10 protein-coding genes are annotated in these 13545 nt (G+C 47.3%); 4 read left to right on the top strand and 6 right to left on the bottom strand.

The features are described from left to right. Positions 1-149 precede the first annotated feature (149 nt). Complete coding sequence (locus F5971_RS12520) at positions 150-2045, bottom strand: propionyl-CoA synthetase (RefSeq protein ID WP_036509076.1); 1896 nt, start codon at positions 2043-2045, stop codon at positions 150-152. 389 nt (positions 2046-2434) lie between these two features. Here F5971_RS12520 and metH point away from each other — a divergent pair, with 389 nt between their 5' ends. Continuing rightward, a complete protein-coding gene (gene metH, locus F5971_RS12515) occupies positions 2435-6142 on the top strand; it encodes a methionine synthase (RefSeq protein ID WP_193495144.1) in 3708 nt (1235 codons plus the stop codon). Positions 6143-6233: 91 nt separating this feature from the next. Here metH and F5971_RS12510 read toward each other — a convergent pair whose 3' ends face one another. The 3 genes from F5971_RS12510 to F5971_RS12500 form a co-directional block, all read right to left on the bottom strand. Beyond that, on the bottom strand, positions 6234-6410 hold the full coding sequence (locus F5971_RS12510; protein WP_193495143.1) for a DUF6500 family protein: 177 nt from the start codon (positions 6408-6410) through the stop codon (positions 6234-6236). After that, positions 6411-6914 (bottom strand): GNAT family N-acetyltransferase, encoded by a 504-nt coding sequence (locus F5971_RS12505; RefSeq protein ID WP_193495142.1) that lies wholly within the window; start codon positions 6912-6914, stop codon positions 6411-6413. It lies immediately after the preceding gene. A gap of 89 nt (positions 6915-7003) precedes the next feature. Further along, the gene (locus F5971_RS12500) at positions 7004-7399 is read right to left on the bottom strand and encodes a VOC family protein (protein ID WP_193495141.1); all 396 of its coding nucleotides are present in this window, start codon (positions 7397-7399) and stop codon (positions 7004-7006) included. Positions 7400-7839: 440 nt separating this feature from the next. Here F5971_RS12500 and F5971_RS12495 point away from each other — a divergent pair, with 440 nt between their 5' ends. Then, positions 7840-9399 (top strand): methyl-accepting chemotaxis protein, encoded by a 1560-nt coding sequence (locus tag F5971_RS12495; RefSeq protein ID WP_193495140.1) that lies wholly within the window; start codon positions 7840-7842, stop codon positions 9397-9399. 87 nt (positions 9400-9486) lie between these two features. Here the strand turns inward: F5971_RS12495 and F5971_RS12490 are convergent, their stop codons facing one another. Beyond that, positions 9487-10929: an aspartate ammonia-lyase gene (locus F5971_RS12490; RefSeq protein ID WP_193495138.1), complete on the bottom strand. Its 1443-nt coding sequence runs from the start codon at positions 10927-10929 to the stop codon at positions 9487-9489. 135 nt (positions 10930-11064) lie between these two features. Between F5971_RS12490 and F5971_RS12485 the strand changes: the two genes are divergently transcribed. Together F5971_RS12485 and F5971_RS12480 are read left to right on the top strand one after the other, a co-directional pair. Next, positions 11065-11967 carry a LysR substrate-binding domain-containing protein gene (locus F5971_RS12485; protein ID WP_036509087.1) on the top strand — a complete coding sequence of 301 codons (903 nt, stop codon included), beginning with the start codon at positions 11065-11067 and terminating at the stop codon, positions 11965-11967. 66 nt (positions 11968-12033) lie between these two features. After that, on the top strand, positions 12034-12669 hold the full coding sequence (locus F5971_RS12480) for a thiopurine S-methyltransferase (RefSeq protein WP_036509089.1): 636 nt from the start codon (positions 12034-12036) through the stop codon (positions 12667-12669). Between the two features lie 20 nt (positions 12670-12689). Here the strand turns inward: F5971_RS12480 and F5971_RS12475 are convergent, their stop codons facing one another. Then, positions 12690-13541 (bottom strand): DMT family transporter, encoded by an 852-nt coding sequence (locus F5971_RS12475; protein WP_237748534.1) that lies wholly within the window; start codon positions 13539-13541, stop codon positions 12690-12692. Between the last annotated feature and the right edge of the window lie 4 nt (positions 13542-13545).

The raw sequence follows: 13545 nt of genomic DNA, 5'->3' as shown, positions 1-13545 counted from the left end.
TAGTGAACCTCCCTGCTACAGAAATGCAAATGGTCTTAGCTTAAATGAATATCAATACTATAGCATCGCATAGTTTAGCTAAAGTTTTCCATAACTCCATAGCAATAAAGGCAGTAAAACTGCCTTTATTTTGGAAGATAAGCTGATGATTATGCTTTATTAAGCATACCATGCTCCATCATGATGCCTTCTATTTCGGACAAGCTTGTTGGATCGTCAATCGTTGATGGAATGGAGTATTCTTTTCCATCGGCAATATTGCGCAACAATTTACGCAGTATTTTACCGGAGCGCGTTTTAGGTAAGCGCTGAACAACAAGCGCACGGTTAAAGCATGCAATCGGTCCAATCTCTTTACGGACCATTGCTATCAGCTCTTTCTCTAATGTGGCTTCATCCACTTCGATGCCATCTTTCAACAAGACCAGTCCGATTGGCGCCTGCCCTTTAAGAGGATCATTAATGCCGATGACAGCGCATTCTGCAACCGCAGGGTGTGCCGCAACAATCTCTTCCATTTCACCCGTGGATAAGCGATGACCCGCAACATTGATCACATCATCTGTGCGTCCCATGATGAAGACATAGCCCTCTTCATCCATGTAGCCACCGTCACCCGTTGTATAGTACCCCGGCGCTTCAGCAAGGTACCCAGTTCTGAAGCGCTCAAAGTCACCCCAGACAGTTGCCAGACAGCTCGGTGGCAATGGCAGCTTGATGGCGATTGAACCCTGCTGCCCTCGTGGCAACTCATTTCCCTCGGTATCTAGAATTTGGATGTTATAACCAGGAATCGGTAAGGTCGAAGAGCCTGGCTTAGTGGGCTTGGGTTCAATGCCCATCAGGTTGCCGCAAATGGCCCAACCTGTTTCGGTTTGCCACCAGTGATCGACAACTGGCTTGCCTGTTTTTTCCACTGTCCAATCATAGGTCGGCGGATCTAAACGCTCGCCTGCCATGAAAATGGTTTTCAATGCGGATGTGTCATACGACTTGAAGAGCAAGGCTTCGGGATCTTCTTTTTTGATGGCGCGGAATGCTGTCGGCGCCGCAAACAAGGCTTTTACCTTGTATTCGGCACACACACGCCAAAAGGCACCCGCATCCGGTGTGCGAACCGGTTTACCTTCATACACGAGCGTCGTGCAGCCAGCCAATAAAGGCGCATATACAATATACGAATGACCCACAACCCAGCCGACATCAGATGCGGCCCAGAAGACCTCACCCGGATTCATGTCGTACACCGCTTTCATTGAATACTTCAGCGCAACAGCATGCCCGCCATTGTCCCTTTGCACGCCTTTTGGCTTGCCAGTGGTGCCCGAGGTATAGAGCACGTATAAGGGATCGGTCCCTTTAACGGGCACGCAATCAGCAGGCTCAGCGTTTGCCATAGCCTCTTGCCAATCGATATCTTGCTCAGGCAACAACGCTGCCAGCGCTTGTGGGCGCTGCAAAACAATACAGCAAGCGGGCTTGTGTGCAGAAAGGCGCAGAGCCTCATCAAGCATCGGCTTGTACTCAATGACTTTTTTAACCTCAACACCGCACGAAGCTGACACCACCACTTTTGGCTCCGCATCTTCGATGCGAACCGCCAGCTCATGCGGTGCAAATCCGCCAAATACCACTGAATGAACCGCACCTAAGCGTGCAACGGCTAACATGGCCACTAGGGCTTCTGGAATCATGGGCATATAAATAACGACACGGTCACCTTTCGACACCCCTTGAGCCTTTAGAACACCCGCAAACAGTGCGACCTGATCGCGCATTTGCGTGTAGGTGAACATTTGCTTGGTGTCGGTCACCGGGGAGTCAAAAATAACAGCGGTTTGATCGCCCCGCCCTTGTTCAACATGATAATCCAAGGCCATGTAAGCCGTGTTCATTTCGCCATCTGCGAACCATCGGAGCATTCCGTTTTCATCTTTAGACAGAATCTGCTCAGGCTGCTTGTACCAAGGTAAATCGGCAGCTTTTTCCGCCCAAAACGTTTCCGGTTGTTCAACAGACTTTGTGTATTCAGCATGATAGGACATAAAGCGGGCCCTTTTTATTGGTTTGTATAACTCGTAATTAGGGCTTTTTTATAATTGTAGACAGTTAGCCCTGCTAGAAGCGCTACTTTAACCAAACTTATCCATACTTTAACTAAGACAAAAGGCTAGTAAAACGTCACAAATTCAATTAATACTAGAATATTCATACACTTAATTAAAAAGACAATACTAATTTAATTTCAGTCTGTATTTTTCAATGTGTCGACAATCATTATCCTTATAGGATCGACATCCTAACCCCGCTCATCTCTACCAAGGCTTTAAGATCAGTTTTTTTCAAGACAACATGAATCAGGTTCAACAAATCACCCTACTGTCTGAGGTATAATGCGGCTAAGTAAAGGTTAATCTTCAAAGGCATAGCAAACGTGAGCAAATCAGCAGTATTTACCTCTCTAGAACACACCCTGAATCAGCGCATCATGATTCTTGATGGCGGCATGGGGACAATGATCCAGAATGAAAAACTGCAAGAAGAGGACTATCGGGGAGAGCGCTTTAAAGATTGGCATGTCGACGTCAAAGGAAACAATGACTTATTGGTTCTGTCTCAGCCGGATTTAATTCGTCGAATTCATACCGACTATCTGCTGGCGGGTGCAGACATTATCGAAACCAATACATTTAATGCCACTGTGATTGCCATGGCAGACTACGAGATGGAATCGCTCAGTCGTGAAATCAATTTTGCGGCCGCGCGTCTGGCACGTGAGGCCTGCGATGCTGTCACACAACAAACACCCGATAGACCGAGATACGTTGCGGGCGTTCTTGGCCCAACTAACCGTACAGCCTCCATTTCGCCTGATGTGAATGACCCTGGCTATCGAAATGTATCTTTTGATGAACTGGTCGAAGCCTATACCGAATCCATCGATGCCCTCATCAAAGGCGGATCCGACATCCTGTTAATTGAAACCATTTTCGATACCCTGAATGCCAAAGCGGCTATCTATGCCGTTGAAGATTACTTCGATACCCATCACCTTCGTTTGCCCGTTATGATTTCAGGCACCATTACTGATGCATCTGGGCGTACCCTTTCAGGTCAAACCACAGAAGCCTTCTGGAACTCGGTTCGCCACGCTCGCCCCATCAGTGTCGGTCTGAACTGCGCACTCGGCCCGAAGGAGTTACGCCAATACGTTGAAGAGCTGTCTCGCATCTCTGAGACCTATGTCTCGGTTCACCCGAACGCGGGTCTTCCAAACGCCTTTGGCGAGTATGATGAAACCCCAGAGCAAATGGCCGTCGAAATCAAAGAATGGGCTGAGTCGGGTTTTGTGAACATTGTGGGCGGATGCTGCGGCACCACTCCGGACCATATTCGTGTGATACGTGAGGCAATCGAAGCCCACCCTCCTCGCCAGTTGCCAGACATCACCGTTGAATGTCGTCTTGCAGGCCTAGAGCCGCTCAATCTTGGCGCTGAAACCCTCTTTGTCAACGTAGGTGAACGCACCAACGTCACTGGGTCTGCTCGCTTTCGTCGCTTGGTCAAAGAAGGTGACTATGAAACCGCTTTAGAAGTTGCGCGCCAACAAGTTGAAGCCGGCGCTCAAATCATCGACATCAACATGGACGAAGGGATGCTCGATGCGGAAGCAGCGATGATCCGCTTCTTGAATCTGATTGCCTCTGAGCCGGACATTTCCCGCGTGCCGATCATGCTGGATTCGTCCAAATGGGAAATATTGGAGCAAGGGCTCAAGCGCATTCAGGGCAAAGGCATCGTTAACTCAATCAGCCTTAAAGAAGGTGAAGAGAACTTTATTGAGCAAGCGAAAAAAATTCGACGTTACGGTGCCGCCGTCGTGGTAATGGCCTTTGATGAAACAGGCCAAGCGGACACCTACGCGCGTAAAATTGAGATCTGTGAACGCTCCTACAAGGTATTGACCGAAAAGGTTGGCTTCCCACCGGAAGACATCATTTTTGACCCCAATATCTTTGCAATCGCCACAGGGATTGAAGAGCACAACAACTATGCCGTTGACTTCATCGAAGCCACGGGCTGGATCAAAAAGAACCTCCCCTATGCACAAATTTCGGGGGGGGTCTCTAACGTGTCCTTCTCCTTCCGTGGCAATGACAAAGTACGTGAAGCCATTCACTGTGTCTTTCTTTACCATGCCATCAAGCAAGGCATGGATATGGGCATCGTCAATGCTGGCCAACTCGCAATCTACGACGACCTTCCCAACGAATTAAGAGAGCATGTTGAGGACATCGTTCTTAATCGGCGCGACGACGCAACAGAGCGCATGCTGGAACTGGCTGAAAAATATCGTGGCGATGGCACCGTCGCAGCCGTTCAAGATGCTGAATGGCGAAGCTACTCCGTTGAAAAGCGCTTAGAGCATGCCTTGGTCAAAGGGGTCACTGACTTCATTGACGAAGACGTTGAAGAGTGCCGACAATTGTTTGAGCGACCCATTCAAGTGATTGAAGGGCCGTTGATGGATGGCATGGGCGTGGTCGGTGACCTTTTCGGTGCGGGCAAGATGTTCTTACCTCAGGTAGTAAAATCGGCTCGAGTGATGAAGAAAGCCGTCGCTTATCTCATGCCTTTTATTGAAGCAGCCAAGGCCGATAATGCCAGCACCTCGGCAGGCAAAGTGGTGATGGCCACCGTTAAAGGCGATGTTCACGATATTGGTAAGAATATTGTGGGTGTTGTCTTGCAATGCAACAACTTTGAGGTCATTGATCTGGGTGTTATGGTCTCATGTGAAACCATTTTGAAAACAGCCAAAGAGCACAATGCCGACATTATTGGCTTATCCGGCTTAATCACACCCTCTTTGGATGAGATGGTACACGTCGCCAAAGAAATGCAGCGCCAAGGCTTCACTATTCCTTTAATGATCGGCGGTGCAACAACCTCAAAAGCGCACACTGCGGTTAAAATTGAGCCAGGGTACAAAAACAATCAGGTTGTGCATGTCACCAATGCCTCACGCTCGGTTGGCGTTGCCTCTTCTCTATTATCATCTGAGAAAAGAGATCAGTTTATCAAAGAGATACGTGATGAATATCAAGCGGTGCGTGAACGTCATGCCGAGCGTCAAAAAGACTCACGCCGAGTGACACTCGAAGCCGCACGTGCAAACCAGCACAAAATAGATTGGGACGCTTACACCCCTCCTCAACCGATACAACCGGGCATCCACGTGTTTGAGGACTACGATCTCAACAGGCTTCGTGACTATATCGACTGGACGCCTTTCTTTCAGTCATGGGAGCTCGCTGGGCGTTTTCCACGAATCCTCGATGATGAGATTGTGGGTGAAGAAGCCCGCAAACTCTATGAAGATGCACAAGCCATGCTAACCGACATCATCGACAACAAGCGCCTGCAAGCGCGCGCTGTGCTTGGCCTCTTCCCGGCTAATAGTGTCAATCATGACGATATAGAACTCTATACCGATGAGAGTCGCGAACATTGTCGCATGCGCCTTCATCACTTACGCCAACAAACGCAAAAAATGGAAGGCAAAGCCAACATGTGTCTTGCCGACTTTGTTGCGCCCAAAAACACAGGAAAGGAAGACTGGGTTGGTGCCTTTGCCGTCTCGACAGGGTTTGGTGTTGATGAATGGGTTGAGGAATTCGAGTCTCGACAAGACATCTACAACAGCATCATGGTAAAAGTGTTAGCCGATCGTCTAGCCGAAGCCTTCGCTGAGCATCTACATGAACGGGTTCGCAAAGAGTTTTGGGGATATGCGGCTGACGAAGCGCTCGATAATGAAGCGCTCATAAAAGAGAAATATCAAGGCATTCGTCCGGCTCCTGGTTACCCTGCCTGCCCCGAGCACACAGAAAAAGGCCTACTCTGGCAACTGCTGGATGTGGAATCAACAACAGGCATCACCCTGACCGATAGCTTTGCCATGCTGCCCACCGCAGCCGTCAGCGGCTGGTACTTCAGCCATCCAGAATCGCAATACTTTGGTGTCGCCAAAATCAGCGAAGATCAGGTTGAAAGCTATGCCAAACGCAAAGCCTGGACGATGGATGAAGCTGAACGCTGGCTGTCGCCTAACTTGGGATATGAGCCAGAACAGAACTAGTGATGAGGCTCCTCGGATCCGTTTGTTTAAGGATTCTGGGAGCCGATTCTGTCAATATATCTATAATCAAAGCCCACGCTCTAACATCCCTTTAATTTTGATCGAGCTCGTGCGTCTGAATCCACCAAGTCGCAGCCTCCATTAACAGCTCCGGATCAACATTCTTATTGGCAAAGAATGCATAGAAAGAGACACCTACCGAATCGCCTTTAGACGCTATCTTTTTGTTGCAGATTTCGACAATTTTGGACCTGAGCGCGCTTCTCATTTAAAAGGCCATCCGATACACACGCACATCCCATCCGCCATATTGCGTTTCAGAAAATGCTTGAAATCCGATCTTCTCAAGCACTCTGATAGATGCAACGTGACGAAGTGAGACGATTCCCACGATTGACTCGACATTACATTTAGCGAAGCCGTACTCAAGAACCTTTCTCGCAGCTTCCGAAGCTAAGCCCTTACCCCATTCGGCCTGAGCGAGGCGGTATGCGACTTCCACTACTTCGCCCCCATCCACAGTTGCATTACTTAAACCACAGAATCCAATAAGAGCCCCCGATTGCTTATCGATTAAGGCCCACTGGCCATACCCCTGCTCTTGATATGAACTTCGACAGCCTTCGATGAACTTTGCAGTATCCGCTTCTGTCAATACACCCTTGCTCGAGAACTCCATCACTGATGGATCACCAAGTATCTTGCTGAGCGCTGGCGTATCACTGTTTTCAAGCTCTCTAATCAGCACTCTTTCTGTTTCTGTAACCATCATTCATCATGATCCTTATGTAAACTACGGCCGCAAAGGCTTGTAAACATCTTATGCTCGTCATGTTGCTGACGATTTAACGGCACCTATACTTATAGGTCTTGTATGTTCGAGTAGGTTGAGACCTCAATAAGATTTCCATCGGGATCTCTGAAATAAAATGACGTGATTGAACCTTTCGCACCTGTACGCTTTACAGGCCCCTCCGTGATCGTCACACCTTGATTCCTTACATGCTCCATTGCTTCAAAAAACTCGGTGTCAGTAATGAAGCACAGGTCGGCACTTCCCGTTCTAACATTTTGTGCTTTAGGTTCAAACTCATTGCCGAGCTGATGAAGGTTGATCTTCTGATTTCCAAACTTTAGGGCAACTCGTCCTTCCCCAAAGCTAACAGCTTTCATACCCAACACTTTTTCATAAAAACTGACCGTTGTTGGAATGTCGGCAACCGTGAGTACTAAATGATCGAGGTGGCTGATCTTCATTAAAAGCTCCGCTGGCTGGGATAGTCTTATTCTGCACCAGCTCTTTAAAATCCCACAGCCAAACCATGAGCATACGGGAAAAGGTCTCACTGAATATATGTACTATTATAATCTGGAAAGGTTACACACTGCCAACGGCAAAAAAGGCCTGTGGATTATGAAAATGAGCTAAAAAATGTGTCCGTTGATAAGTTGACTAGTACACACATCTACAACGTTATTATCGATAAATTGAGTGGAGTCGGCTTTAGCAACCTGCTCAAGTGTTAGTTTTGAAAGGTATCTTGTTACTTTGTATCTATTTCCAGATTTTCCAAATTCACTCTGATATACTATTTTTATATAATGAGTTACTAATATGATCGAAGCAAAAAGGAGGAGCGAGATCCGAATAGGTTGGGAATGCACCATCTTATAGAATAGGCTCTCGCATAGACAGCATGAAAGACAATGGCCCAGTTACACAGAAAGAACAAAAATTTGACTCCTCTGACAAACTCATTTCTTCAACTGACTTGAAAGGGGTCATCACACATTGTAATGATGCCTTCGAAAAGATCAGCGGTTACTCCCGCTCGGAACTTATTGGCAAGAATCATAATATTGTTCGACATCCTGACATGCCTGAAGAGGCATTCAACATCATGTGGTCACATCTGAAATCTGGACGCCCTTGGATGGGTATTGTAAAAAACAGGTGTAAAAATGGGGATCATTACTGGGTCAGCGCATATGTAACACCCATTACCGAAAATGGTGAGATTGTTGGTTATGAGTCCGTTCGTTCATCGCCTTCGGCCAGTGATGTTGCAAGAGCTGAAAAACTCTATAAGCGTCTCAAGCAGAACAAAAAAAGAATATCGATACCCAAGTATTTAGTCCATTTTATATTTGCAAGCGTGCTAATACTCCCCGCCTTTCTATTAGGACGTTATCACACCCTTTTGGCGAGCTCATTGTGGCTATCAATAGCTGTCTTGGCGTTTGGCGGATTGCAGTATCTGCAGTTCTCCCGAGACCTTAAATTGATTAAGGAAGAGCTTAGCGGATTCTTTATGCACCCTCTCGCAGCTGAAACATATACAGACAAGCATGGCTCTATTGGTTTAGCGTTGGTTGGCGTCATGAGTCTTAAAGCCCATCTTGATGCAGTTTTAGTCCGGATACAAGACGCATCAAGTGAGGTCTCGCAACAAACAAATGTGGGTCTTAATCTATCCGAGACAGCGTATCAAGAAATCAAAACACAATCTGAGCAGATTTCGATTGTGGCCACCTCAATGCATGAAATGTCATTGGCCATTAATGAAATTTCTGAAAAGGTACAAAGCACTGCAAGTTGCGCAACCAGTGCTCAGCAACTTGCCATGGATGGAAGTCAGTCTTCACAAATTACTCGAAATTCAATAGTAGATCTAAAAAATACAGTCACTTCAATTGGGCAAGCCGTCGACACCCTATCAGTGCAGAGTCATAAAATTGCGGCTGCTGCTGAAACCATTGAAAAAATATCGGATCAAACCAATCTCTTGGCCCTTAATGCAGCGATAGAAGCTGCTAGAGCTGGAGACCATGGCAGAGGGTTTTCTGTTGTCGCAGATGAAGTTCGCGTATTAGCTACCAATACACGAGAGTCTGCACAAAGCATCAGAATGATAATCGATGAGCTCTTAACAAACACGAATCACTCAGTGCAAATTGCAAACCTCGGTGTTGAAAAGGCTGAGGAAGGATTGCAACGCGTTGTTGAAACAGAGGGAATGCTAAATGAAATAGCCGAATCGGTTAATCAAATCTCTAACATGGCTGAACAAATGGCCTCTGCAGTTGAACAACAAGCCATTGTATCTCAGGAGGTCAATGGGCAGGTTGAGAATATCAATACTTTAGCTGATCGGAGCTTATCGAGGACTGAAAGTAGTGCTGATAGCATCAAACACTCAAGGAAAGTAGCCGAACAACTTCATGAACTGGTGAATCGGTTTAAACAAAAACACTGATGCACTCCCCCTATTAGCCTGATGCTCGGCTAATAGGGGACTTTTCGTTGAAGGCTGCAGTTTCAACCAAAAGCATTACACGTGAATTCAGATCACTATAGGTCTTGGATTAACCATATTCTCAGGCTTAAGAATCTCTTGTAAAAGCGCATCGTCAATCAAGCCTTCCTCTCTTACCAGCTCCAGAACACCCTTGCCAGTTTCAAGCGCTGTACGTGCAATGCGCGTGGCGTTGTCATAACCGATGTAAGGGTTTAGTGCGGTAATCAAGCCAATGGACTGGTTAACCAGCTCAAGGCAACGCTCACGATTCGCGGTAATGCCAACAACACAACGTTCACGAAGCATATCCATCGCACGTCGCAGCAAGCGCATAGACTCTAAAATCTTATAGGCGATCAATGGCTCCATTACGTTCAACTGCAATTGGCCGTTTTCAGCCGCCATGGTGATGGCCATATCATTGCCCACAACCTGATACGCAACTTGGTTAACAGCTTCAGGTATTACAGGGTTTACCTTGCCTGGCATGATCGACGAGCCTGGCTGTTGTGCTGGCAGGTTGATTTCGTTAAAGCCCGTTCTTGGTCCACTGGACAACAAACGAAGGTCGTTGCAGATTTTTGAAAGCTTGATCGCCAAGCGCTTCGTCATCCCAGAGAACAAAACAAATGCACCCATGTCAGATGTCGCTTCAATTAAATCTGCAGCCAAGCGCATAGGGTGTCCACACACATTGGACAAGTGCGCGACGGCTAAGTTGGCGTATTGAGGATCAGCGTTGATGCCCGTACCAATCGCCGTTCCTCCCAGGTTTACTTCACGCAGCAAATCATACATGCCAGCGATGCGTTCAATATCTTCCCCCAAGGTGGTAGCATACGCACCAAACTCTTGCCCCAATGTCATGGGCACTGCGTCTTGCAACTGAGTACGCCCCATTTTAATAACGTCATGAAACTCGTCACGCTTGCTCGCAAAGGCGCCTTGCAACAGAGCCAAACTGTCGACCAACTCGGCGTGCGATAACTGCAAGCCAACGCGGATAGCCGTTGGGTAAGCATCATTGGTTGATTGAGACATATTGACATGATTGTTCGGGTGCAAATGCTCATATGCACCTTTTGCATAGCCAAGGTATTCCAGACCAATATTGGCAATAACTTCGTTCGCATTCATATTGGTTGATGTGCCCGCACCACCCTGAATCATATCAACAACAAACTGGTCATGATATTGACCATTGATCAGGCAGTCGCACGCATAATGGATAGCCTCTAAATGTTTAGCTTCCAAATGGCCTGTGTCAAAGTTAGCGGACGCAGCGGCTTTTTTAACCATTGCCAAGCCTACAATCAACTTTGGAAAATGCGCTAAAGGAACACCCGTAAGCACAAAATTCTCTAATGCGCGTTGCGTCTGAACCCCATAGTACGCTTCTTCTGGAACTGCCAAATAGCCCAACAAATCTTTTTCAATACGGTGTGGTTTTTGAAGAATTTCGTCCTGACGCGGAATATCTATAATCATGATGGCTCTCAATATGGATGGTATAAATCAGTGCGACAACTGACTGCATGCGCATTTTCGTACAATTACAGCACTACAATCCAATGCTATTATCAGATATATTATGCAATAAATGCATAATGTGGAGCCTAAGCTATGGATTTTGAAACACGCTGGCTTGAAGATTTTTTAGCCTTGGCGTCGACACAAAGCTTTTCTAAAGCCGCGGAAAAGCGCCATGTAACGCAACCGGCGTTTAGTCGTCGAATCAAATCATTAGAAGAGGCTGTGGGTGTGCAACTGGTGGATCGCACCCGAACCCCGATTAATTTGACGGCTGAGGGGCAGTTATTTTTAATCAGCGCGCGCAGCATCGTCAGTCAATTGCACGAAACTATCACCCGACTTCGAGGCCTTTCCCCACATCAGCAGGATATCCTAGAGGTTGCAGCGGCCCACTCACTTGCCTTCACGTTTTTCCCCGACTGGTTGAACTCACTAGGCAAGCTGACGGATGAAATTTCTATTCGCTTAGTCGCAATGAACGTTGAAGATGCAGTGCATGCCCTGCGGGATGGTCAATGCGATATGATGCAGGTCTACTATGATTCCTATGCAACCTTGCAATTAGACCCCGTCATCTTTCCATCGATACATCTACTCGATACGTCCATGATCCCCGTGTGCAAACCCGATCTCGACGGACAGCCAATGTATAGCCTAAACAGCCCTTCTGATGAACCGATTCCTTTTCTGTCCTATACATCAGGTGCATTTTTAGGCAGAACAGTGCGACTGCTGCTCAAACATCACCCGATTCGTTTACGCTTAAAAACAGTGTACGAAACAGCGATGGCCGAAGGCTTGAAAGGCATGGCCTTGCAAGGGCATGGCATTGCCTGGATGCCAAAGCTCTGCATAGAACGTGAACTGGCGGAGGGACGTTTGGTTGCGTGCGAAGGTGAAGAATGGCAAACACCGCTGGAGGTACGCCTTTATCGCTGCACCTTAGTGAACAAACCCATCGTGAATGCCTTATGGAAAAAGCTAAAGACCTGAATCTCATCCAAAACTAGGCTATGATAGCTGCTATATTAACAATCGATAATAAAAAGGAGTCTAGACTTGGAGCATCAGTTTTGGAAAGACCGCTGGGAGCTAAACCAGATAGGCTTTCATCAAACCGAAATTAACACCTATTTAAGCCAACACTGGAATGAACTCGGCCTATCGGACAATGCGCCAGTGTTTGTGCCCTTGTGTGGCAAAAGCTTAGACATGCTATGGTTGCGCGAGCAAGGACACGATGTATTAGGAATCGAGTTATTCGAGGTTGCCTTAGATGCATTCTTTTTTGAAAATGACATTGTGCCTGCCAAAGAACGCACAGAGCGCTTTGTGGAGTTTAAAGCGGATCGCTTAAGACTTTTAGCGGGTGATTTTTTTCATCTACAAGCAGAAGATCTTGACGGAATTAATGCCGTGTACGACCGTGCGGCCCTCATTGCTTTCCCTCCAGAGATGCGAGTGAAGTATGCAAACCACATGAGCCAACTCCTCAAACCCGGCGCGCATATTATGTTAATCGCAATGGAGTACAAGGACGGAGTGTTAAAAGGCCCACCCTTTTCCGTCAATGAGGCCGAAGTTCATCAACTCTTTGCCGAGCACTTTGATATTCAGCTGAAAGGCGCCTTTGATCGCGCATGGGTAAAAGAGCGATACGTGACCGAGAAAGTCTATTCACTGACCCGTCGCTGATAACATAACGGCGTCCCCTCTTATGAGGCGGGACGCCCTTTCCGCAAGGTCATAAACCCAGCTATACACACCAGAGTAATGCCCGCAAAGGTGTAGATATTGAGTTGCTCTCCCCATAATAACCAACCCATCAATGCTGCAAAAATCACAGATGAATAGGTAAAAGGGCCTAATTGTCCGGCCGGAGCCATGCCATAGGCTCTGCTCAGCAAGAGTTGTGCAATCGTAGAGCTTGCCGCCAAACCCACCAACCACATCCACTGAACCGGTGTTGGCGTGACCCAGTTCAATGCAGCTGGTACTGCCGCTAACAGGCTTCCGAAAAAAGCAAAGTAAAACACAATTTTCTGTGGCGATTCGCTGCTGCGCATGGTTCTAACCGATACCTTGGCCATCGCACCAAGTACCGCCGCAAGCAGCCCCACCAACACAGCATGGTTAATCACCCCTTCATCAGGCTGAAGGATAAATCCAACCCCTGCAAATCCGACGATAATCGCCCATTTTAGGGCTGGATCAATTGACTCTTTAAGCCACCACAACGCAATAATCGGCACAAAAAAGGGTGCCATTTGCTTCAGCATAGCGGCCTGTGCTAAGGGCAAATGCGTCCAAGCGTAAAACAGGCATGTCATCGCGCTCACCCCAATCAGTGAGCGCATAAAATGCAAATGCAAACGCGAGGTTGGCAGTTCTTTTCGCCCTCTTCGCAAAATCCAGGGCATTAGCCAGATCAAGCCCAGCAAGTTGCGCATTAAGACAACGACTTCCAGCGGCAAACCGTCGCCCAGCTGACGAACGAAAATACCACTGGTGACCAGAAAAATTTCGGATGCAACAATTAATGCTGCACCCATGGCAAGAGGACTCAATTCA

Source organism: Nitrincola alkalisediminis, from assembly GCF_009821115.1.
Classification (GTDB): domain Bacteria; phylum Pseudomonadota; class Gammaproteobacteria; order Pseudomonadales; family Balneatricaceae; genus Nitrincola; species Nitrincola alkalisediminis.
The sequence above is the reverse complement of the archived record's forward strand: the minus strand, read 5'-3'. Positions and strand labels throughout refer to the sequence as shown.